The sequence below is a fragment of the Ruegeria sp. O11 genome (genome assembly GCF_056535285.1).
In genome coordinates this window covers 45,028-66,849 of the sequence record NZ_JBQERS010000002.1, presented here as the reverse complement: position 1 = coordinate 66,849, position 21,822 = coordinate 45,028, and the positions used below count along the sequence as shown (strand labels likewise).

Genomic DNA, 21,822 nt, shown 5'->3' with positions numbered 1-21,822 from the left:
CTGCCTATATGTGCCATTTTCTTCTTGAAGTGACGACGGGTGGCCTTTAGCGTCTCATTAAGGCCGACATCGTTAAGGCCCTAGTCGCGCAAGATGTGTCGACGGCATTTCCATCCCCAAATGGGGCTATGGTGCCGTTGTGTCTTGCACCGACACCTTTGCCCCGAAGCTGAAAGGGCAAAGACATATGAATCATAACTATCTGAGCGCAAAAGTATTGCGTCGCGCCGATGTTGAAAGGATGATCGGGCTATCGCGCAGCACGATCTACAAAATGATTGCTGACGGCGATTTCCCCCATCCGATCAAAATTGGCGCACGCGCCGTGGGCTGGCTTGAAAGCGACATCTGCAAATGGCTGAATGAGCGTTCCGGGGGGCGATTCACGTTATGACAGCAAAAGGTATCGCGCCGTGCAGCGGGCAGGCTGGCACGGCGCGGGAGCGTTCCATTGCGGCTGCGATGAACTTCCCGAAGATAGCATTCAAGACAGTTTCTGAGAACCCAAAAACCACGGACCTGGAAGAGAAAGGTGGTGTGCAATGACGAAAGCACAACATCTTTCCAAAGCTCTAGGCGGGCGCTGGCATGGTGTCTATGGCACCGCCCCTTGTCCAGTCTGTCAACCCGAAGGTCGCAAGGGGCAGAATGCCTTGACGTTGGCTGATGGCGGAGACGGGCGGTTGCTTGCTCACTGCAAAAGGGCAGGCTGTTCCTTCGCGAACATCGTTGCGGCTGTGGACGTTGGTCCTGGGGACTATCGACCATCGAATCCGAGAGAACGCGTTCGCCGCGAAGCGGAGCGGCAGGCCGAGGCCCGGCGTCGCGCGTTTGCTGCGTCATCTTGCTGGCGACAGGCTCGGCCGATCGAGGGCACACCCGCCGAACGCTATCTTCGTGGGCGGGGCATTATCTGCTTCTTGCCAAAGACCTTGCGGTTTCATCCCGAATGCTGGCACGGGCTGACCGCAACCCAACATCCGGCACTTGTCGCTCTGGTGGCGGGCGGCAAGGGCTTCGCGATACATCGCACCTACCTGCGCGCAGATGGATCAGGCCAAGCTGATATTGTTCCCGCAAAGACCATGCTCGGGGCCACCTCTGGCGGCGCCGTGCGCCTCGCTGAGGGGCAGGGGCCGCTGGTCGTAGCCGAGGGCATAGAAACCGCCCTGAGCCTTGCCAGTGGTCTTCTGGACCGCCCCGCGCGTGTCTGGGCGGCGCTGTCAACGTCCGGGCTGACCGGCCTGCGCCTACCGAGCGGATTCCCCGGCGAACTGATCGTCGCGACCGACGGAGATAAACCTGGCAGATCCGCCGGGCATGACTTGGCCGCGAAAGCCGCAGCCCTTGGCTGGCAGGTTTCGCTCCTTCCCGCCCCGGATGGGGCTGACTGGAACGACGTTCTTCAACAGATGAAAGGGGCCAGCGATGAACGCGCCTGCTAAGCCTATCCCGTTCAATGCCGAAGGCCCGCAACCGCTGGCTCGGGAAATCCCGCCAAGCGAGACTTACCCCATCAAGGCGCTAGGGCCGCTACAAGAGGTCGTACTGGCGGTTCACGACATGACGCAGGCCCCGATCGGGATCGGAGCGCAATCCGCACTGGCTGTAGCCTCCCTCGCCGTGCAGGGCTTTGCCGATGTTGAAACTCTTGGAGGTTATACACCCTGTTCGCTTTACTGCCTGACCATTGCGGAAAGCGGCGAGCGGAAATCGTCCTGTGACCGGCTTTTGATGCGCGGGGTGCGCGAGCATGAACAGGCAGGGATGGAAAACTACCGCACCAAAATCAGCGAACATGAAACCGCCCGCGAAATCTGGGCAGGCAAGCGCAAACGTTTGTTGAGCGAGGCCGCCGGACCTGACAAAAAAAAGACAGCAAGGGCCGACGCCGACTTGCGCGCACTTGGGCCGGAACCCCACCCGCCGCTCTACCCGAACTTGACAGCGCAAGAACCCACATTCGAGGGACTTTTGAAGCTCTATCAAACCGGGCGCCCATCGCTGGGTCTGTTTTCGGACGAGGCAGGCGGCTTCATCGGCGGCCACGCCATGAACTCGGACAATCGGTTGAAGACGATTGCCGGGTTGTCGCAATTCTGGAACGGCGACACGGTAAACCGGATCCGATCCGGCGATGGGGCGAGTAGCTATCCGGGGCGTAGGTTGTCAATGCACCTGATGGCGCAGCCTGTCGCCGCACGCCCCTTACTGGCCGATGCTCAGGCATCGGGCCAAGGCTTCCTGGCGCGGTTCCTGATTACCGAGCCGCCCAGCGCAATCGGAACCCGTTTGCGGCGCGACCAGGATCCGGCCAGCGAATTTGCCATTTCTGCATTTACGGGTCGGGCAATTGAACTGCTGAATACGCCACTTCCGACCGGCAAGGATCCGCAGGAACTGACACCTAAACAGCTATCCCTGTCAGAGGACGCAAAGGAATTGTTAGGGCAGTTCTATAACACAGTAGAGCAGGCTCAGAGCCCTGGTGGTGAACTTGAACACGTCAGGGCTTATGGCAGCAAGGCCGCAGAGCAGGCAGCAAGGATTGCGGGGGTGCTGACCCTTTGGGGCAACCTGAACGGAACCGAGGTGACACCCGAGGTGATGGGCTGGGGGATTACACTGGCGCAATTTTACCTTGGCGAAGCCCGGCGGCTGGCCGAAGCCGGGTTGGTGTCCGAGGAAACCTCAAAGGCACAAAAACTGCTGAACTGGTTGCAGGACAGTTGGCAGCACGAGGATGTGACGCGCCGCGAAATCCTGCAATTCGGGCCGAACGCTCTGCGGGAAAGCAAGGCGCTTTCGGCACCGCTGGCGCTACTGGTTAAACACGGCTGGCTTGCGCCGTTAGAACCCGGAAGCCTGATACGCGGGGCCCAGCGAACGGAAGCCTACCGGATTGTGAAAACTGGCAATGCTGTTTGACGTGCAATCAGCCCTGGCCAAAATCCTGAGCGATGAAAGGCATCAGGGGCCGCTACAGTCGCTACAGCCGCTACATAACGTGGCATGTGTAGCGACTGTAGCGGGTGTAGCGGGTGTAGCGGTAGTAGAAGGGGGAGTTTCAGCCCCCGCTGAAGCCTTGGCCCGGCCAGTCATACTCACGCCTTCGCGGTTAGAGGCCGAGCCGGAAATCTATCCTTGCGGGATAAGCGCCGGCGGCAACCCGCGAACATGGACAGGCCGCGTCGTTTCCATCGAGGAATGGCGGCGGCTGTCTGATTGGAACAAGCATGGTGGCACTAGCAAGTTGTGGAACGGCATTTCCCGCCGGTGGGAGCCAATGAGTGAGCAAGAGAAACCGGTGGGCGAAGCATAAACCGCGCGCAGCGCCGCCATGTATTCTCCTAGGTTCGAATGAAGTTGTGATCGGTCGTATCATTGAGCATCTTCGGCGAGCATTTTCTCATTCTCAAGCCCGCTGGCTGATTTGGAGTTGTTTCGGTACCAATCTTTTCTTTCGAGTGTAGTCGTAGAGAAAAACGTCGACCGTAAAAGAATTATCCTCTCGTCATGGGGTTTGCCGACTATGTTAACAAATGATGGTGTTTTTTATGGGACGACCGACAAAACTGGAAGTTATGATGCGTTCGCTCACTCAAAGCGACCCCATCGATTGGCGGGCACTACAGTCACGCTGGAGGCCTTGCCCCGCGGAAGCGCACAAACACCGGAACTACCAGAGGGATTGTTCACAGTGTCTTGGATTGAACTGCAAGAGGATGGCGGAGATGGGATTGAATGATAGCGGGGAACCGTTACCCAAGTCCGAGCGCCCTAAATGTGGGGCAAAAACCCGGACCGGGGGCCAATGTCAGGCCCGGGTAGTACCAGGTAAACGACGCTGCCGATTGCATGGTGGTCTCAGTACTGGTCCAAAAGGGAAGCGAAAAATAAAAGTCAATCTTGAACCAGAGGGTGACTGAAGGGAGGTGGTGAAATGCCTCCGTAGTACTACCGGTAGAGCACGCAATCCGTAAGTAGTGGGTCCATCCGCAATTGACGTTCGAGGCCAGTAGGTCACGCTAATCCCAAGCTTCGAGAGCTAATCGAGCCAACGATTCAAGGATGCATTTCTGCAGAACTGCACAAATGAAGTTGCCACCGAAAGCGGCGGTTGCCTTCGTCGGCGCGCCTGGGCCGGTAGTGATCGGACCGAACCAGCCGCAGCATTCGCCAGCTTAGATTGCTTGCCGAACTCATCCATATCTTGGGCTTGCAAAGCTTCCAGCGAAAGCTGTTCGTGTATGGCAGCTCGCCTATGGGCGCCAACTACGGTGGCAATCATGTTCGCATCGGCAGGCCAAATGCCGGACTGCACGGAGACAATATCTGCGAGCTGCGAGAAAGCCTCCGCCCATTGACCAGTCAGGTCCGACGCGCAAACCGAGACCTCGTCAGCCGAACCTTCAATTTCGGCAATTTTTACGATGTTTCGAGACATGGCTCGAAGTATAACGCCTGGAAAAGCTTAGAAAATACTACATGATTTCGAGAAGATATACCGGAATAAAGTCATTTTTACGTTTAGCGGGGGCGTGCTTTGCGGAGTCAAGGTTTTTTGTTTTCGATCAACCTCCCGATACCGCGTCCCGCTTCCATTGCTGGATCGGCTCGGGTACTGCCTCCCGAGAGAAGCAGAACAATCTTATCGTTGTCTTGCAATACCGCTTAGATCGGCTTCTTACGCAAACTATCCTGCTCCATATAGCCAGACCGCCGCCGAGGACCTAGTGAAGATTAGAGAGTCAGGCGCATTCAGACCTATGAAGATTTGAAAATGCCGAGTACTCGCGAAAACAACTACCCACTTTATTAGATCCATCGAATTATTAGATCCATCGAAGCAGCTCCATAAAGCGCTCTTGAAAACGTTAATGTTTTTTTGTTGCTAAACCGCAGGCCAGAAAGTAATTTCATGACTCATTGCTCGGCGTCGTTGGACCATTAATGCTGTCTAACCTCGCCTCGTTACCAGTTGTTTGAGTATTAGTGGGGGAATGAAATGCCGACAGTCGCTTTGCCTTTTCATAGAGACATTAACTTTGACGGAACTGATGATTATGTTCCGGTATCACAGTATCCAGGCGGCTCAACATCTCATTACGATACAGTTGTTGTAAACGGCATTACAGTAACTGGTTACTCCCACAATGCATATGATTTCGCACTACCAGAAGGGGCCGACGTTCTGGCGGTGACCGATGGAACTGTAGTTTTTGTTAGTCGAATTACACAGAATGATCAGAATCCGCCGAGTGAATCCATTTCATACTACAATGAAACAGTTATCGATCCGTCCGGTGGCGCCGGAGGATATGGCAATTATCTAATCCTTGCCCACGAATATACCGATGATGAAGGGGACACCCAGACATTCTATACGATGTATGCACATTTGGATGGCGGCACTATCGCTGTCGAGGTTGGTGACACGGTTAATACAGGCGCAATATTGGGAGAGGTTGGACAGACTGGAGTACGTGACAGTGTCAGTGGCGGTGATGGCGCCCACCTTCATTTCCAGTTTGGAACCTCACTGTTTCATCCCTTTGGGGGCAGCGGTCAGAACATATTTGGGACTACCACCATAGTTGATGGTCGAAGAAGCTCTCTTGGTGAGGTATCCGCAGAAGATTTCCTGGTATTTGAGGGGTATCCGGACGGTCTGCTGCCCCTCGTTAGAAGTACGACCTCGTTTAGCTATGCGTTTCCAACAGAACCAAAGTCTTTCCAAGATATTCTTGATGAGTACGAGCGGTCCCGAACGCTATTTGACACCGACGTCCAAATCAATGGATCGGTTGTCGATGAAATTGACGAGTTGGCAGAACTAATAGTTCAGCATTACTTGGGTCATAATGTATACAATGTTGAATTTAATGGGTCCGGTGCAGCCGCTTACTTGGTTTCGGACCTAGGAATAGCCGAGGATTTGGGCCTAACCGACCGCCTGCGCGACGGCATTCTATTGACGACAGGTGGATATCCCGATGACTTAAACGACAACTCTGGCTTCACGGTGCCCAACGGAACCGGAGGAGATCCCGATCTAACGACCTCAGCCCAGTTGGCGTTTGGCGGCTCAGGGGCAACGCAAGATGCTGTTACAATTGAGTTCACTATTAACATCACAGACCCAGATATTAGATCGATGGAGTTCGACGTCGTATTCGGGTCTGAGGAGTATCCAGAATTTGTCGATAGTTCATTTGTTGATATTGCAGCGATTTATGTAAGGAACAGCGAAACCCTTGATGACAATGGCGAACAAGTTTTTGAGAACTTCGCTTTATTTGACCCCGATGACGTCACGGCACCGTTAAGCGTAATTCAAGACAATATCGACTTACACTTCATTGATAATACATCAGCGGCGCTACCAATAGAATGGGATGGTGTAAGCAACCTGCTTAATATTGGCGTTCCCTTGGTGTTTGGATTGAACACTATCAAGATAGGTGTGGCAGATACCGGCGATTCTTCACTAGATTCCGGATTGTACATTCACGACATGAAGCTTTCGACGTCAGTGGTATCAAATCAAGGTGTGTTGACCGTCAGACAAGATGACTTGGATACTTCCACGGTAATCTCTACTGCCGCCAATGAACTGATCGTACTCGCGGACGACTCCAATACCGTCGCTGGCAACCCAGAAGACCTAGATGGTGATAGGATTGTCAACTTTGGACCTGACGACCTATTGCAATTGTACAATACATTGATCGCGTTAAGCGATATATTGTCCACCTTTGGTTCTCTTGTGTTGGATATTGATACTGACGGTGACGGCGTCTTTGATACAAACATCACGCTGGAAGGTGACTACACAGGTGCAGAATTGAATGTCGAGAACGTTGGCGTGGACTCATTTATTTCAGTGGTGTACAACTCTACTCCCGAGGCTCTTGATGATGAATTTTCCGTATACGAGGATGAGTTCCTAACTGGTAACATCCTTGATGATAACGGGAACGGCTCCGACAGTGATCCGGATGGCGATGCCTTGATGGTTTCGCTGGTAAGCGGTCCAGCGGAAGGAAGTCTTGTTCTGAATGACGACGGATCATTCACCTATGAGGCTGATGCAGATGTGTTCGATCTTGCCACTCCCGGTGAGGTCATCACCCAATCCTTCACCTATCAGATTAACGATGGGAACGGCGAAACCGACCAAGCAACCGCTACTATCAATGTTACGGTTCAAGATGATGGCCAGGTCGTCGGCGGAACGAACAAGCGAGATGTGCTCAAGGGTACTGACGGTGGTGAAGACACTATCTTCGGTGGCAACGGCAAAGACATACTCTACGGTTTCGACGGTGCAGATGCGCTTTACGGCGGAAATGCAGACGATTTCCTGTTTGGCGGTGAAAGCGTTGATAGCCTATTCGGTGAAAGGGGCGATGACAAACTCTTCGGCGAACAGGGTGAGGACCATCTTGACGGCGGCAGAGGTAACGACTTGCTTCGCGGCGGGTTAGACGATGACATTCTAGTAGGTGGGCGCGGAGACGATGTGTTCGTTCTTGCTCTCGGCGAAGGTACTGACACAATCCTCGACTACGGTGTCGGCGGCGACCACATTGGCCTTGTCGGTTTGAAATTTGAAGATCTCTTGATTGAGCAATCTGGTGATGATGCGACTATCTCAGCGGATGGCGAAATCCTCGCTGTTCTGACCGGGGTTGATAGTCTGATGTTAGGGGAATCCGATGTATTCAATTTCATCTAAGCTCACGTAGCTCCAAGCGTGAAGTATTCAAAGTCGTCCTTCGGTTTCACGAGGTCAAGGGCGACTTTGTTGGTGTGCGTCCGTTGAAGCCGACCTAACGGCGTCGCGGAGAGTGATCTAAGTGTCCACCATTGATAGTGGACACTGTGAGGCAGTCTATGAGCAGGCGTAAGAAACGGTTTTGGGCTGACGAGGAGAAGCGTGCACAGGCGACGGCACCGGGGATGTCTGTTGCGCAGGTCACGGATTCAACACGTTGGCCGCGCAGGCGGAGATCCTTGTAGAGCATCGCGATTTCAGCGCGGTTAAAACGAGCGGAAAAGCAAAGTGCCTTGCTTGGAAAATAGTTGAGAAAAATCGTCCGCTCAGCGCCGTTTTGTGGTATAATCTAGCTATATATTAGCGCAGCACGAGCTGCGTATAATATATTGTAATTTCAGGAAAACATATGAACAAAAGTAAAGTCATCAGCGGCTTAATCGCCCTGTGCTATGTAGCTCTATTTTTCTGCCCAGTTAAGTATCTGTACTTGCTAATCGCAGCGCTACACATTTGGCACGAATTTTTCGTCTAAACAAAGAAATGCAGCGGCTTTGACTTGAGGTTGCTGCATATCGAACGGGCCAGGGGCGGCGCTAAGCACGGGGTCGAAGGGGAAGCGAAGAGCTTAAGCCAACCTTGAACTAGAGGGCGACTGAAGGGATGCGGTGCGATGCCTCTGTAGACTACTGGTACCCGCCTGCTTATCTGCTACGGTGTAGGCGTTCGCTCATTCAGAAACGTTTAGATGAAGAAGCTGGACCAGGACTATTTTTCTAACAGTGTTCTTTAGGAGCCAAATTAGCGATGCGTGGGACCTTACGCCGGATATGCGAATTACAAACTGATTATTCTTCGAAGAATACTCCGGAAATGCAGGAACGTGGCCACCTTGTACGCCAGGTCCTAACCGGCGAGCTCCGAGGGCTTCAGAATACGCTGTGTGAAGCCCTTGGCCCATTCGGCAGCGACTTCCACGTGGATGCCTCGGATGGGATCGGCAACAAAACGGAGCTCCCATGGGCACGGTTTTGCTCCAAAGAGATGTCCCCAAAGCCGACCGATGGCTTCTATGTCGTCCTGCATTTTTCGACGGATGGCTCGGGCGTAAATATCGCCGTAGGATGCAGTTCTTCGAAGTTTCATAATGGCTATTCGATTGTCTTGCCGCCGGAAGAACTCGCCAAGCGCACGGTATGGGCCAGACGCATGGTCCTGGAAGATCGCGGCTCATTGGACCCGTTCACAGATTCCAATGATTTTGGCGCGCGTCTGCCACTCCCAAAATCATTCCAGGACGCAAGCGCACTTGTGAAGAAGATCGATTACGACGAGATCGACGACCGGGTGGTGACGGAGCACCTTGTCCAGGCCGCTCAAATACTCAGGGCTATATATTCCGCCCAACGTCAAGGCCGCGAGCTATCCCCTGCCGATCAGACCGAGCTTGAAATATTGAGCATCACCCGGCCGACATCCACCATCGCCAAGAGCCAAGGCTTTGGATTGACAGCCAAGGAACGCAAGGCCGTAGAGCTTCAGGCTATGGCGATGGCCGAAGACTGGCTTCGAGAGCAAGGCTACAAGCCCAGAGACACCTCAGCCAAAAAGCCCTACGACTTCGAAGCCAAGAAGGGCGAAGACGTTATCTTTGTTGAAGTCAAAGGTACGACGAGCGATGCGGCCGAGGCGATAGCCATGACTCATGGTGAAGTTGCCCTTCATCGAGGCAAGAAGGGCCAGACAGCGCTTATGATCGTGACAAGCATACGCCTTGAGAAGGATGGAAGTAGCCCAAAGGCATCAGGCGGCATACTTGAGCCACTGATCGGCTGGGACATAGATGAATGGAGCCTTCAGCCCACAGCCTTCCGTGTCGCCCGCAACGCCAAGGTGTGAGCACTCGCATGACATGCGTACGAGAAATCGACATTATTGTAAGATGCTGAAACCAATAAATTATCTCGCACAGACTCATCCTGTGACGGCGTCTTCGTCGGTCCAGCAATACCCGTCCCAGGTGCCACCACCTAGAGGCGGGTTAAGGCAGCAACGTTACGGGCTTTACTCTAATGAGTAATTTCTACGCTGCCTTTGCACGTTACCTGCAATAACCAGCCCGCTTTAAACGCGATTTTGCTGCCGGGGTCTCCAATTGCCGGTAGCGCCCACCCGAGTACCTGGCGCAATCCAGAGCATGTCCAGCCGCTATCACGGCAGCTCCAATGTCTTGTCCATTCGCGTAACAAACACCAACCCAGCGATCATGCGTGCGCTCACCATTTAGTTTGCACTCTACGTCCTTGCCTCGAAGGAAATTGACCATCCAGCGCTTTGCGTCTTGACCAGAACGAGTGCCAAGCTCGGGCGCATCCACGCCGTTCAAGCGCACAGGAGTGCCATCGACAACAATTGTGTCTGCATCACGTACTTGGAGACCACCCGCAGTGGCATTCGTGGCGAACAGCGCCGCAGCAATGGTTAGCTTCTTGAACAAGGCCAAGTCCTCTGTTTTGTGTATTAGTCGACTATTTGAGTAGCTATTCGGGTATCCACGAGTTCTTCCTCGATAAGCGCATAGATTTCCTCGGGTGGCGTGTTCAGCGAGTACAGCATGAGCGCCGGGTCTACACCCATGTCGATGAGATGCCGCATGGTTTCTCCTTGCCCCTTTTGGATTCCCTCGACGGCGAAGACGGCTGGTATCAGGCGCGGCTGTTCGTAGTAGTGCTGATGCATCCCCACAATACCCCGCAGCGAGACTATGCGTTCCTCGCCGCCTGCTAGGATGTAAGGACATGACGACACGCACATGGTGCTAGCCAGAACAGCAGAAGACAGCTCAGCCTCCCTTAGCTGCTTGCCAATCGACAGCGCCTCGGTGACCACGCCCCCAGGGCTGTGAAGAGCCACAAGATCCGGTTTCTCCTGCATGTCTGACAAATACGAAGCGAAGCGAGACGAGTCATTCACCTCAATCTGTCCGCTGAGGAGCAGTACTCGCCCTAGCCCCTCCACTTCCTGTACAGAGAAGTCCAATCGGTCAGGAAACACTACTGGTACGAGGACATCTAGTGGCCCGTCTTGAGGCACAAGCGATGGATCACTGCGATCAGTGCGGTACTCGCGACGCTGATCACCGGGAGATATAGGCCCCTTTGGGAGTTCAACGCGCTTTTTAAACGGGCTGGGAAATACACCAAGAACGTCCGACGCTATTAGAACGCCCGCAATCGCTAGCTGCAATATCAGAACGTAGCGCACCCCAGAGCGTGGATCGAGACGACGTAGCAGGCCCATCACATTTCATCTTTTTGCGGTGTGGCGCGGTTGAGGATGGCTGCGTCTGCCACACCCATTGTCGCCTCGACGTCCTTCATCGCATTCATTGCGGCTCTGAGGTCTGACAGCGTCAGAGTATCTTCGATGCTCATACCGTCCTTGCCACTGCGGATTGCGGCTTGGGTGATAGCCAGTACAAAAACTAACACGGCAGGTAACAAGTCGATTGCTATAGCTCCCGCCCACGAAGGGACGAAGTTGTGGGCGTACTTGATCACCGCATCGGCACTAGAAATCGGGTTGTATGCCGTCTCAATGGGCGGTTCCATGTCCAACACCTCGTCAGCAGCGTTCTTGAGTGTCTTGCTGCGTTGGTCCAACGCATTCAAAACGGAGTTGATTGTGGTTGATTGCGCGTTTCGTACGTCGGAACTGCGTCCATCAAGCTCTGGAAGAACTACCGAGGATGGCAAGTCCTCGGCAGCACGAGCAACAAGTGGTGCCACGCTGTATTGGTTGAGGCGCGAGATCACACCCGCCAACTTCACGCTTTCCTCAGAAAACTGTACCGAGCGGCGGTCCACTGGCCCGGGCGCTACAGTAAGCTCGCGCATCTTTGCGAGGATTTCGTTGCCTTGTTGGAAGGCCTCCTCGATAGGTTCCTGCTGTGCCGCAATCTGCTCTTCAAGATTGCGTAATTCTTCAGCCTTTTGGGTCAGTACGCGAAACACTGCGCCTCGGCCGGCGGTTCCAGAGAGGTCTCCGGATTGCTCCAGTTCAGCGAGTTCCTCGAAACTTTGACGGGCGCGTTCCACCTCACGACCCAAAGCTTGGCCGCTAAGGGCTATGTCGTGGGCTTGCTCGAGAGCGGCTTGGTAGTCTCGGACAGTGTTTTCCAAGTGTTGTTCGACTGCGGCGGAGCCTGCGAGGGCGGCGGCGTTAAGCCAGCTGGACATAGCGATAATGGCGACAGAGCCAACAATTGTTGAGATCGTCAGACCAATGAAGCCACTAGCCGTACGCATTGAAGGCAGCAGCCGGAGCATATAGCTCCAAAAGACGAAGATGCCGACAGAGACGGCGATTGAGTACGCAACGGCCGCGAAGAAAGAGACTGCGCCGTTATCTTCGAGCAATGAGGACACGCCAAGATAGGTGTAAATACCAGATGCAATGGCCAGAACACCCAAGGCTGCGGGCGTAAACGTGTCTAACCACGCTAGATGACCTTCTAGTTCTTTAGCGGTTCGAAGTCCCTTTGCTTCCTCAGCCGTCAAGCGATCCTTGTTCTCCGTCATATTACGCCTTGCTCCACACTCATCACGCGATAGTTCATCACTTAATCATTCGTTAAGACTTTTCACCCTGGGTTTCACATCTGGACCTTACGAAACGATTGCTTGCGCGAAGCTGCCATTCTTCTGCAAGTTTCCGCCAACTTGTGCCGCGAGTCCTAGTAGACGTGAATAATATGAACTAGTTGAAATTCAGGTTGTTTTTCTGGGAGTTTCAATAGGTAGAGATCAGCTGCCTAGCTGTCCCACTCGAAAAGCGCTCAGCGGGGCAAATCCATCACATCTCTCTGAGTGAATATGAGGTATCCCTAGTACATCAACCCGAACGTGTGCTTGGGTCGATCCTGATCCAGAGCGACAATTATGATTGACCTAACTTTTGGAGGCCTGTCTCGTGGAAATCTTGATAGTTTTGGGTTTGGTTTTGGCTGGCGCGGTGTATTTGGCATTTCGCAGCAACAGGCCTGGCGACACAACTACTTCTCCAAGCCAATCTGGTGTGTACGAAAAACCTAGATTAACCACAAACGAACGACAGCGAACATCGCAGCCGCAGCGGTTTGATCCTGACCATAGGGTACCTAAACCCGACGTCACGATACTAAAGGGTTCAGCGTACGTCGTAGATGGCGATACGTTGGTCATTAAGAAAACACAGGTCCGTCTTTTTGGTGTCGATGCTCCGGAGATGAGCCATCCTTACGGAAAGAAGGCAAAATGGGCGCTCGTTTCGCTCTGCAAAGGTCAAAAAATTAGGGCGGAAGTAACCGAGCAAGACACCCACGGTCGGACTGTTGCAAAATGCTACCTTGAGGATGGCCGTGACCTATCCGCAGAAATGGTCAAACTTGGCCTAGCGATAGATTGGCCAAAATTCTCAGGTGGAAAATACCGATCGATGGAAATGCCTGATGCTCGAAAAAAGCTCTGGCTCGCAAACGCGCGGCAAAACGGACATATGGGGCTTTGGAAGCAATACGAGGCAAAGCAAGCTGCTCGGAAACTGAACAACTAAAAGTGTCCGAAACCGCCACCACAACCTCGTATTGCAAATAACTGAATGACTACCGGCTGGCGCCGGTAGGATCAGCAATGTGATTTTCCAGGTACTGAAGTACGATGTCTTCAGTGATGGCACCGTTGGTGGTCGAGAAATACCCCCTGCCCCAAAACCGGCAACCCCAGTAGCGCTTGCGGATATTCGGAAACTCCCGTTGCACCCGATATGACGAACGGCCCTTCATCTTGCGCACCAGATCCGAGATTGCCAATTTCGGCGGAACCGACACGAACATGTGCACGTGATCGCTGGATAGCACCCCGCGCAAGATGTCGACCCCGTTCTCGCGGCAGACCTGACGGCAGATATCGCGCACGCGAAGCCGCAACGCCCCGGTCAGCACCCTGTAGCGATACTTGGTCGACCAGACGAGATGGTAGCGATGGTAGAAAACACAGTGCTTGCCGGTGTCATATTGCATGTCCTTACCCTCTGGAAAATGAGCCTTCGACCCGGCTGCGGCTCATTTTCCAGAGGGTAAGGACATAACACGATTCTGTCGCGCTGAAGCGGGTCCGACTGGAAGTCGGAGGGTTTACTCCTAAACGTGGATACTCAAGCCAACAGAGTTGTGCCTCGGCCCGAAGGAGACAATCGTTGGGCCTTACTTTCTGGCTGTTCTGCGGACAAAACGGACTAGATTAGGCCAAGCACGTTGGCGACAAATTGGTTGGTACTTAACGGATTCCGTGAAACCTTATTTAGTCAGCCTAGTTTGAACCTATCTGTCCAAAGGCTGCGATAGGTTCAACGACGATGTCCTTGCAAAGTGCCCACAATGTGGTTCTTCCGATAATGCGGTATCCAACAAAGATATCACGTGCCGTGGATGCGGTTTTGGCGAGCCACTAGTGCTTGATGACAAGGCACATGAAGGAGTGCAAAAAACGCCAGAAGACCCGACTCAGTTGGCCACGTCTTGAATGTTAAGATCCGACATTTGCCAGAACCTTTCGGATTTTATTGGGGGACAAATTGGGGGAAGGAATTTATCAACTTTTTAGAATTGGTTTGAAAATCATTGCCTTAGTTAAACCAAGTGGCGGACCGAGGAGGATTCGAACCCCCGACCCCTTGATTCGTAGTCAAGTACTCTATCCAGCTGAGCTATCGGTCCGCGTTGGTGAGGCGGTATTTAGACCTGAGGCCACGGGCGTGCAAGCCGATTCTTCAAAAAAACTTCAAAAAGTCATATCACCGCGTGGGAGCCTTATTTCAAAGGTTGTTCCCTCGGGTCCGGTGGTTTTCAGAAACAACTCCCCGCCATGCCCACGCACCAACTCTTGCGAGATAGCCAATCCCAAACCCGAGCCGCCTTTACGCACGCCCCCCTGAAAGGGTGTAAACAGATTCTCTTGGGCCTTTGGCGGAAGACCCGGGCCCGTATCGCTGATTTCGATACACCAATCCTTTTCCTGCTCAGAGGCGTTTACAGAAATGCGACCCGGTTTTCCAGAAGTAGACAGCGCCTGTCGTGCATTGCGTACGAGGTTCATAATGACCCTGAAAATCTGCTCGGGGTCAGCACGGACAACAAGATCTTCGGGCACTTCATTTACGATCTCAACACAGGCATTCGCCAGCGCGAGCCTCTCGCTGGTGGCAACATCCTCGGCAATCTCTCGCAGGCGCAACATGGTCAGTGTCGGAGCGGGCTCCTCCGCGCGACCAAAGGCCAGTGTGCTTTCGCATAATGAGACGGCGCGGGTGATCGAATTGACAAGTTTTGGCGCCATACGAGCCACCAGCGGGTCATTACTCGCCTCAATCCGGTCGGTGAACAACTGGGCCGACGTCAGAATGTTGCGCAAATCATGACTAACCTTAGCCACCGCTCCTCCCAATTGCGCCAGGCGTTCGCGTTGCTTCAAGGCTTGTGTCAGATCAGTTTGAAGCATCTGCAAGGCCTCTTCGGCTTCGCGCAGTTCCGTCACCTTGGAATTGGGTGAGATAATTCCGCGCGCGTCCTCGGGTGCGCTGGCGTATCGTTGCATATAGCCGACCACACTTTTGATCGGGCGTACCAGAACCACGCGCACGGCAAGAAACAGGAATGAGGCGGTAATGATAGAAATCGCAAAGGACAGGCCCAAAATGCGAAGCCCGTAATCCGTCATCGCCATTCGCAACGGGTCGCTATCCATTGTTACTTCTATCAGCAGGCCAGCATCCTTGACTGGCGCGCCTAGAACGCGAATGACCTCGTTTTCGGGTGTAAACAGCCGCAGCGTCGCGTCGCGGATCAGCACCCAGGCGCTGGCATCGCGCAGATCGAAGGTTTTGGAGATCCGATCCGGGATGGGTGAAGACAGCATGAGCTGACGTACCTCGTCGCGGCGCAGCACAACGTTGTAAACGCCCGCATTGGCCAGCAGTTCTGCCTCAAGCTCGTCTGCAAGCATGTCATCAGCCAGCAACGCCAGCGAGGCGATCTGAGCGCGTTCCAGCCGGTTCAGCAGGAAATCTTCACGAAAGCGCGCAATCGAGGGCACAAAGATCAGAACTTCGGCCAACATCACGAAGACCGTCGTCAGGATCAGAAATCGGCCCGACAGCGAGTTCACTTTGCGCTCCTCCTTGGGTCAGGGAATCCAGCGCTGGACGAATCTGACCACTTTCTTAACCGTTTGATTCTCAAACAGCCTTGGCGTGAAATAGGCACCCGCCACCCGTTTGTTAAGCTCTCCGATCGTCGGATAGGGCGAGACCATGGCAGCGATCTGCCCCATCTTCAGGTTATTGGCCAGGGCCAGCGACCACAAGTTGATCAGTTCACCGGCCTGGTGCCCTACGATTGTTGCACCGACAGGGCGGCCTTTAACTACCATCACCTTGATAAAGCCTTTCGTTTTCCGTTCGGAAATCGCTCGGTCATTATGGTGATAATCGAAACGGGCAATTTCCACCGCGTCTCCATGTTGGGCACGCGCTTGCGCTTCGCTGAGACCCACCTGTGCCAGTTCCGGGTCGGTATATGTCGCCCAGGGGATATGTGCCGTCTTCGCCTTTGACGGTAACCCGAACAGGGCTGAGCGAATGATAACCCCCGCCTGATAGCCTGCCACATGGGTAAATTGCAGACCACCTGCGACATCTCCGATAGCATAGACCTTGCGGTTGGTAGTTCGCAGTGAGTCGTCGACCTTGATACCGGTGCGAGTACGCTCAATCCCGGCAGCTTCAAGATTTAGGCGATCAACGTTGGCCTTGCGCCCAACGGCAAGCAACAAATGTGAACCAGCGTGAATCTCTCCATTCTCGGTCACGACCTCTATGACGCCCGCATTGTCTCTGATCTGAGCCACCATGGCGTTTTCATGAATCGCGACGCCTTCCGCCTTCAGGCTGTCCAGCACGAGGGTTGCAGCTTCGGGGTCGTCTTTGCCCAGCGCCTTCAGGCCTTCTATCACCGTGACCTTACAGCCCAGACGGATATGCGCCTGCGCCATTTCCATGCCGATCGGGCCGCCACCGATGATCAGCAGATGCTCCGGCTTGTCGCGCAGGTCGAAGATGGTCTCATTGGTAAAATAGGTTACCTGATCCAGACCCGGCAATGGTGGCACCAGCGGCGAAGACCCGGTGGCCAAAACAACGCGGCGGGCTGTGATAAGGTGATCGCCAGCCTGAACCTGAGTTGGCGATATAAAGCTACCGTATTCCCGGATTACCTTGACACCAAAACCCTCGAAACGATCCTGACTGTCCATCGGTTCGATCTGAGCGATAACGTCATGCACATGATCCTTTGCAGCGGCATAGTCGACCTGCGGCGCCACGTCCGCGACCCCATAGGCCGAAGCGTGTGCTTGCCCATGTGCCGCCTTCCCGCTGGCAATCAGGGCCTTGGAGGGAACGCAGCCAAAGTTCAGGCAGTCTCCGCCCATCTTGTGCCCCTCCAGCAGGACGACATCCGCCCCCATCTGGCTGGCCCCGGCCGCCACAGACAATCCGCCCGACCCGGCACCGATCACCAGGATATCGGTCTTTAACTCTTGCATGAATCAAGTGTCCTTTCGGCCACGGAGGGATTTGATAAAAATCGGCAGCGCCGCCAGAACACACAAGCCGATGATGGGCCCAATGACAAACGGCTCCCACAGCAACGAAACATCCGGCGTCTCACCCCGGTCAAATACACCCCCGAGCCCGACGCCAATCCAAGTATAGACGATGCCGCCTGGGATAATGCCCAGCGCAGTCGTGATCAGGAAGTTCCGAAATTTCACGCCAACCAATGCAGGCACCAGATTGGCCACGAAGAACGGCACCACAGGCACCAGGCGCAACAGGAAGAGAACCGAGATCTCATTCTCACGCAGGCCGTCTTTCAGTTTCTTGACCGTCCCTTCCGAGGATTCCAGCCGCGCCGTGAGTGACTCGCCCAACCCCCAGCGTGCTGCAAGGAAAATGGCTGAGGCCCCGATCGTAGCTGCAACAACATTGAACACGGTCCCGGCGAAGAGACCAAACAGGAAGCCCCCGGTCATCGATGCCACCGCAGCTCCGGGCAATGAGAAGGCCACGATCACGATGTAAATGCCAATAAAGGCAGCAACCATCGCCAAATAGTTGGCATCCCGCCACGCCAAAAGCGCCTCGCGGTTGTCGCGCAAGGTCTCAAACGTCAGGTAATCGCCCAAGGTAAAGAAACCCACCGCAGCGACGACGAGAATCACCAGCAAAGGGATATGACGCGCAGGTCCGCTGCGCGGGGTCTGAGTTGTATCACTCATTACAGTGTCCGGTTTGGTGCGTTTCATTCTGGCACCAACATGCGATGCCTTGGGCCCGCACAACAGGGACCTCACGCGGCGTTGATGTTTATGGCCCGGAATGTGACGAATTCGGGCAATAATACCTGCGACTTGAAACCTTTTGCTGGTGCCGGTTACAGAATTGTTGCAAAAGGCGGCGAAACCCCCACCTAGGGGTTTGACTTAACTCCCGTGACCCAGTAGAGGACGGGCTTCGAACACTAGGGCCAGGCGAATCCGCGCCGCACCCGACCGCTATAGATTGGAGACGGAGCGATGAAACGCACCTATCAGCCTTCGAACCTGGTTCGCAAACGCCGCCACGGTTTCCGCGCGCGCATGGCTACCAAAGCCGGCCGCAAAATCCTGAACGCGCGCCGCGCACGTGGCCGCAAATCGCTGAGCGCGTAAACCGCTCACTGATCAGGTTATGAACATGACGCCGCCGGAGGCCCCTGAGGATGGTACAAACCAGCCGAGGGTCAAGCCCCCGGCGGCGTCCGTTTGCGCGCATGAAACTTTGACTGTTCTGCAGAATCGCTCTGATTTTCTTAAAGCAGCGCGGGCGAAACGGCATGGCACCGCCTCGATGATGGTGCAAGCGCGAAAACGCGGCACGGATGAAGCGACGGGTATTCGCGTCGGATTTACCTGTTCCAAGAAAGTCGGCAACGCCGTGGCCCGCAACCGCGCCAAGCGCCGATTGCGCGAGGTCGCGCGGGCAGTTCTTCCCATTCAGGGACGCGAAGGGTGGGATTACGTCCTAATCGGCCGTGCCGAGGTCACTGCCGCCCGGCCCTTTGAGGCACTGAAAGATGATCTGCGCTTTGCCCTGCGCAAAGTGCATGGCGGCAAATGACCCTGTTTGCCCATATCCTCGCCCTGCCGATCCGGGCCTATCGGCTGATCTTCAGCCCATGGGTTGGTTTCAATTGCCGGTACCAACCAACCTGTTCGGCCTACGCGCTGGAGGCGCTGGAAAAACATGGCCCCATCAAGGGCACATGGCTGGCTGCGCGGCGCATTGGACGCTGCCATCCATGGGGCAGCGATGGATATGATCCGGTTCCCGACGACGAATAACGCTCACCCTTGCCCGGTTCACTCAACTGCGATAGGCCCGCCCCATGTTCGACGAAGCTGACGATATCCATCCGCTCTTTGCCGGGGCGCCCTCGACCACCGAGTTCAAGAAACTGCGCAAACGCATTGTGCGTCAGACGCGTGAGGCCATTGATCAATACGGGATGGTGGACCGTACCAATGATGGAAAAACGCCCCGGTGGTTGGTTTGTCTGTCGGGAGGCAAGGACAGCTATACCCTTCTGGCAGTGCTCCACGAACTAAAATGGCGCGGGCTGCTGCCTGTCGATTTGCTGGCCTGCAATTTGGACCAGGGTCAGCCGGGTTTCCCGGCCACTGTTCTTCCCGAGTTCCTCGAACGCATGGGAGTGCCGCATCGGATCGAATATCAGGATACTTATTCGATTGTGGTGGATAAGGTTCCCCAGGGCCGCACCTATTGCGCACTGTGCTCGCGTTTACGGCGGGGCAACCTCTATCGCATCGCGCGCGAAGAAGGGTGCACAGCGGTCGTGCTGGGCCATCACCGCGACGATATTCTTGAGACCTTTTTCATGAATCTGTTCCACGGGGGCCGTCTTGCGACCATGCCGCCCAAACTGGTCAATGAAGAGGGGGATCTGTTTGTCTATCGCCCCCTCGCCCATGTGGCCGAGGCGGATTGCGAGAAATTTGCAAAGGCGATGAACTATCCCATCATCCCATGTGATTTGTGCGGCAGCCAGGACGGGCTGCAACGTCAACAGGTCAAACAGATTTTGGACCAGTGGGAAAAAAATACGCCAGGGCGACGTCAGGTGATGTTCCGGGCGCTGACAAATGCCAGACCGTCGCACCTGCTTGACCCGAAACTTTTTGATTTTATGAACCTTTCGACCGGACAGATTCAAAACGACGAAAATTCGGCGGAAATTCCCAAGTTGCGTTAACGAGTGACTCAGATAGATTTCCTACGGTTGGCCTGCGCGATCCTTGCCCAAGCCAAAGGCCGTAAAACCGATGCGGAAATTTCTCTCTGTTGATAAATGTCTCGATCTGTTGCGAGTTATCCTGACCGGACCACAGGTCCTGGCCTTTTTGCCAGCCATCTGTCTGGCAGCGTTCTGGTTGGGTGGTGAACGTGCCCTTTTCATGGCGGCGCTTGGCCTGCCGCTTATGTTTGCCGCAACCAGAATATGGGGCAGCCGGTCCTACACCGCCCATAGCGCGGGAATGCGCCCCAGCGGCCTGGTGACTCATGATGTTTTTCAATCCGAACTGCAGATTTTGAATGAGACAGCGCGTAGCAAAGGCGAGAATGCCGCCTGCATCGCTATAGCTCTGGACGATTTTGCCGACCTTCTAGATCTGCACGGGCAGGCCGCAGCCGATCATGCAAAACAGCAATTCCGCGATCGCGTTCTTTCGATCATCCGCAATCATGACATCTTTTGCCAGATTGACCAAAATCGGTTTTTGATTGGTCTTAATCCCTCACCGCATCTGGATCTCGAAGCCTGCATTCAAATGTCAGGCCGCCTGCAAAGCGCCGTCGAAGAACCGCTCTTTTTAAACGGAGTTGGCGTGTATCAGTCCTGCTCGATCGGGTTTTGTCTACTGTCGGATCTGCACCAGGCTGAAGCTGACGAATGGATAGGGGCCGCCACGGCTGCCCTTGCCGAGGCCCAGAGAAGCGGGCCTTCGACAATCCGCGCCTTTTCAACGGCAACCCGCCGGCGATCTCTGGTTCGAGCCAACTTGCGCAAAGAGTTCGAGGCTGCATTAGACAATGGGGAAATCCGGCCCTGGTTCCAGCCTCAAGTGTCCACTGACACCGGCAATATTACCGGGTTCGAAGCGCTTGTACGGTGGGAGCATCCTGGCAAAGGTGTGCTTGGCCCTCAGGTATTCTTGCCCTTCGCAGAACAAGCCGAACTGATGGAGCGGTTGGGTCAGGTCATGCGCCACCACGCCTTCGAGGCCCTGCGCACTTGGGATAGCGCCGATGCGATCATTCCTCGGATAGGTATCAATTTCTCGTCTGATGAACTTCGCAATCCCAACCTGATTGATCGATTGAAGTGGGAACTGGATCAGTTTGAACTGACACCAGACAGATTGGCGGTCGAGATTCTGGAAACCGTGTTCTCGCGCCGACCCGATGACGTGATAACGAGAAACGTGACAGGCATGGCGACTCTTGGGTGTTGTATCGATCTGGATGATTTTGGAACTGGTCATGCCTCGATCGCGTCAATCAAACGATTTAACGTTTCGCGTATCAAGATCGACCGGACATTTGTGGCAAAATCCGACCAGGATCCCAGTCAGCAGCAGCTTGTCAGCGCGATTCTGACGATGGCTGAAAGGTTGAATCTTGAGACTCTTGCGGAAGGTGTCGAAACCCCGGGTGAGCACGCATTGATGGCACAGTTGGGCAGCAATCACGTGCAGGGGTTCGGAATTGCCAAACCGATGCCGTTCGAACAGACGATGCAATGGATCACTGCCCATCGTAATCAGCTTAAAAGCGCGCCCAGGATCGGCGGCAATATGGGATGAAATCGGTCATTTCATTGCGCCAAA

Annotated in this window: 20 protein-coding genes and 1 tRNA gene; 12 read left to right on the top strand and 9 right to left on the bottom strand. The window is 54.5% G+C overall.

The window, feature by feature from the left end; all coding sequences use genetic code 11:
• Positions 1-187 precede the first annotated feature (187 nt).
• The 4 genes from ACRZ91_RS06725 (at position 188) to ACRZ91_RS06710 (ending at position 3,929) form a co-directional block, all read left to right on the top strand.
• The gene (locus ACRZ91_RS06725; RefSeq protein ID WP_480903520.1) at positions 188-394 is read left to right on the top strand and encodes a helix-turn-helix transcriptional regulator; all 207 of its coding nucleotides are present in this window, start codon (positions 188-190) and stop codon (positions 392-394) included.
• Positions 395-542: 148 nt separating this feature from the next.
• Positions 543-1,445 (top strand): DUF7146 domain-containing protein, encoded by a 903-nt coding sequence (locus ACRZ91_RS06720; RefSeq protein WP_480903517.1) that lies wholly within the window; start codon positions 543-545, stop codon positions 1,443-1,445.
• A complete protein-coding gene (locus ACRZ91_RS06715) occupies positions 1,429-2,928 on the top strand; it encodes a YfjI family protein (RefSeq protein WP_480903514.1) in 1,500 nt (499 codons plus the stop codon). The genes ACRZ91_RS06720 and ACRZ91_RS06715 overlap by 17 nt, the downstream gene beginning before the upstream one ends.
• A gap of 614 nt (positions 2,929-3,542) precedes the next feature.
• Positions 3,543-3,929 (top strand): HGGxSTG domain-containing protein, encoded by a 387-nt coding sequence (locus tag ACRZ91_RS06710; RefSeq protein ID WP_480903511.1) that lies wholly within the window; start codon positions 3,543-3,545, stop codon positions 3,927-3,929.
• 119 nt (positions 3,930-4,048) lie between these two features.
• Here the strand turns inward: ACRZ91_RS06710 and ACRZ91_RS06705 are convergent, their stop codons facing one another.
• Complete coding sequence (locus ACRZ91_RS06705; protein WP_480903508.1) at positions 4,049-4,447, bottom strand: hypothetical protein; 399 nt, start codon at positions 4,445-4,447, stop codon at positions 4,049-4,051.
• A 561-nt stretch (positions 4,448-5,008) separates the two neighbouring features.
• Between ACRZ91_RS06705 and ACRZ91_RS06700 the strand changes: the two genes are divergently transcribed.
• Together ACRZ91_RS06700 and ACRZ91_RS06695 are read left to right on the top strand one after the other, a co-directional pair.
• A complete protein-coding gene (locus ACRZ91_RS06700; RefSeq protein ID WP_480903505.1) occupies positions 5,009-7,741 on the top strand; it encodes a choice-of-anchor L domain-containing protein in 2,733 nt (910 codons plus the stop codon).
• A gap of 846 nt (positions 7,742-8,587) precedes the next feature.
• Complete coding sequence (locus ACRZ91_RS06695) at positions 8,588-9,679, top strand: MrcB family domain-containing protein (RefSeq protein ID WP_480903502.1); 1,092 nt, start codon at positions 8,588-8,590, stop codon at positions 9,677-9,679.
• A 202-nt stretch (positions 9,680-9,881) separates the two neighbouring features.
• Here ACRZ91_RS06695 and ACRZ91_RS06690 read toward each other — a convergent pair whose 3' ends face one another.
• From ACRZ91_RS06690 to ACRZ91_RS06680, 3 genes are all read right to left on the bottom strand, one after another.
• Complete coding sequence (locus ACRZ91_RS06690; RefSeq protein ID WP_480903499.1) at positions 9,882-10,277, bottom strand: thermonuclease family protein; 396 nt, start codon at positions 10,275-10,277, stop codon at positions 9,882-9,884.
• Between the two features lie 23 nt (positions 10,278-10,300).
• A complete protein-coding gene (locus tag ACRZ91_RS06685; RefSeq protein WP_480903496.1) occupies positions 10,301-10,753 on the bottom strand; it encodes a COG3904 family protein in 453 nt (150 codons plus the stop codon).
• A 326-nt stretch (positions 10,754-11,079) separates the two neighbouring features.
• Positions 11,080-12,360, bottom strand: a complete 1,281-nt coding sequence (locus ACRZ91_RS06680; protein WP_480903493.1) for a hypothetical protein — start codon at positions 12,358-12,360, stop codon at positions 11,080-11,082.
• Between the two features lie 391 nt (positions 12,361-12,751).
• On the opposite strand from ACRZ91_RS06680, the gene ACRZ91_RS06675 reads away from it, so the two are divergent.
• Positions 12,752-13,372, top strand: coding sequence for a thermonuclease family protein (locus ACRZ91_RS06675; protein WP_480903490.1), 621 nt, complete (start codon positions 12,752-12,754; stop codon positions 13,370-13,372).
• Between the two features lie 49 nt (positions 13,373-13,421).
• Here ACRZ91_RS06675 and tnpA read toward each other — a convergent pair whose 3' ends face one another.
• The 5 genes from tnpA to ACRZ91_RS06650 all read right to left on the bottom strand — a co-directional run bounded on the left by tnpA (position 13,422) and on the right by ACRZ91_RS06650 (position 18,153).
• A complete protein-coding gene (gene tnpA / locus ACRZ91_RS06670; protein ID WP_480903487.1) occupies positions 13,422-13,838 on the bottom strand; it encodes an IS200/IS605 family transposase in 417 nt (138 codons plus the stop codon).
• Between the two features lie 619 nt (positions 13,839-14,457).
• Positions 14,458-14,534 (bottom strand) — tRNA-Arg (locus tag ACRZ91_RS06665).
• Between the two features lie 64 nt (positions 14,535-14,598).
• A complete protein-coding gene (locus tag ACRZ91_RS06660) occupies positions 14,599-15,981 on the bottom strand; it encodes an ATP-binding protein (protein WP_480903484.1) in 1,383 nt (460 codons plus the stop codon).
• Positions 15,982-15,999: 18 nt separating this feature from the next.
• Positions 16,000-17,418 (bottom strand): dihydrolipoyl dehydrogenase family protein, encoded by a 1,419-nt coding sequence (locus ACRZ91_RS06655; protein WP_480903481.1) that lies wholly within the window; start codon positions 17,416-17,418, stop codon positions 16,000-16,002.
• 3 nt (positions 17,419-17,421) lie between these two features.
• Positions 17,422-18,153: a TVP38/TMEM64 family protein gene (locus ACRZ91_RS06650; protein WP_480903478.1), complete on the bottom strand. Its 732-nt coding sequence runs from the start codon at positions 18,151-18,153 to the stop codon at positions 17,422-17,424.
• Between the two features lie 297 nt (positions 18,154-18,450).
• On the opposite strand from ACRZ91_RS06650, the gene rpmH reads away from it, so the two are divergent.
• The 5 genes from rpmH to ACRZ91_RS06625 all read left to right on the top strand — a co-directional run bounded on the left by rpmH (position 18,451) and on the right by ACRZ91_RS06625 (position 21,798).
• A complete protein-coding gene (gene rpmH, locus ACRZ91_RS06645; RefSeq protein ID WP_005980833.1) occupies positions 18,451-18,585 on the top strand; it encodes a 50S ribosomal protein L34 in 135 nt (44 codons plus the stop codon).
• Between the two features lie 25 nt (positions 18,586-18,610).
• Positions 18,611-19,033, top strand: a complete 423-nt coding sequence (gene rnpA, locus ACRZ91_RS06640; protein ID WP_480903475.1) for a ribonuclease P protein component — start codon at positions 18,611-18,613, stop codon at positions 19,031-19,033.
• Positions 19,030-19,257 (top strand): membrane protein insertion efficiency factor YidD, encoded by a 228-nt coding sequence (gene yidD, locus ACRZ91_RS06635; protein WP_010437166.1) that lies wholly within the window; start codon positions 19,030-19,032, stop codon positions 19,255-19,257. The genes rnpA and yidD overlap by 4 nt, the downstream gene beginning before the upstream one ends.
• 44 nt (positions 19,258-19,301) lie before the next feature.
• Complete coding sequence (gene ttcA, locus ACRZ91_RS06630) at positions 19,302-20,186, top strand: tRNA 2-thiocytidine(32) synthetase TtcA (protein WP_480903471.1); 885 nt, start codon at positions 19,302-19,304, stop codon at positions 20,184-20,186.
• Between the two features lie 70 nt (positions 20,187-20,256).
• Positions 20,257-21,798, top strand: a complete 1,542-nt coding sequence (locus tag ACRZ91_RS06625) for an EAL domain-containing protein (RefSeq protein WP_480903468.1) — start codon at positions 20,257-20,259, stop codon at positions 21,796-21,798.
• Positions 21,799-21,822 lie beyond the last annotated feature (24 nt).

Coding starts and splice junctions, on each gene's coding strand:
- ACRZ91_RS06705 (WP_480903508.1), bottom strand. CDS start 4,447: ATGTCTCGAAACATCGTAAAAATTGCCGAAATTGAAGGTTCGGCTGAC.
- ACRZ91_RS06680 (WP_480903493.1), bottom strand. CDS start 12,360: ATGACGGAGAACAAGGATCGCTTGACGGCTGAGGAAGCAAAGGGACTT.
- ACRZ91_RS06700 (WP_480903505.1), top strand. CDS start 5,009: ATGCCGACAGTCGCTTTGCCTTTTCATAGAGACATTAACTTTGACGGA.
- ACRZ91_RS06720 (WP_480903517.1), top strand. CDS start 543: ATGACGAAAGCACAACATCTTTCCAAAGCTCTAGGCGGGCGCTGGCAT.
- ACRZ91_RS06715 (WP_480903514.1), top strand. CDS start 1,429: ATGAACGCGCCTGCTAAGCCTATCCCGTTCAATGCCGAAGGCCCGCAA.
- ACRZ91_RS06725 (WP_480903520.1), top strand. CDS start 188: ATGAATCATAACTATCTGAGCGCAAAAGTATTGCGTCGCGCCGATGTT.
- yidD (WP_010437166.1), top strand. CDS start 19,030: ATGACCCTGTTTGCCCATATCCTCGCCCTGCCGATCCGGGCCTATCGG.
- ACRZ91_RS06650 (WP_480903478.1), bottom strand. CDS start 18,153: ATGAGTGATACAACTCAGACCCCGCGCAGCGGACCTGCGCGTCATATC.
- ACRZ91_RS06625 (WP_480903468.1), top strand. CDS start 20,257: ATGCGGAAATTTCTCTCTGTTGATAAATGTCTCGATCTGTTGCGAGTT.
- rnpA (WP_480903475.1), top strand. CDS start 18,611: ATGACGCCGCCGGAGGCCCCTGAGGATGGTACAAACCAGCCGAGGGTC.
- tnpA (WP_480903487.1), bottom strand. CDS start 13,838: ATGCAATATGACACCGGCAAGCACTGTGTTTTCTACCATCGCTACCAT.
- ACRZ91_RS06655 (WP_480903481.1), bottom strand. CDS start 17,418: ATGCAAGAGTTAAAGACCGATATCCTGGTGATCGGTGCCGGGTCGGGC.
- ACRZ91_RS06695 (WP_480903502.1), top strand. CDS start 8,588: ATGCGTGGGACCTTACGCCGGATATGCGAATTACAAACTGATTATTCT.
- rpmH (WP_005980833.1), top strand. CDS start 18,451: ATGAAACGCACCTATCAGCCTTCGAACCTGGTTCGCAAACGCCGCCAC.
- ttcA (WP_480903471.1), top strand. CDS start 19,302: ATGTTCGACGAAGCTGACGATATCCATCCGCTCTTTGCCGGGGCGCCC.
- ACRZ91_RS06710 (WP_480903511.1), top strand. CDS start 3,543: ATGATGGTGTTTTTTATGGGACGACCGACAAAACTGGAAGTTATGATG.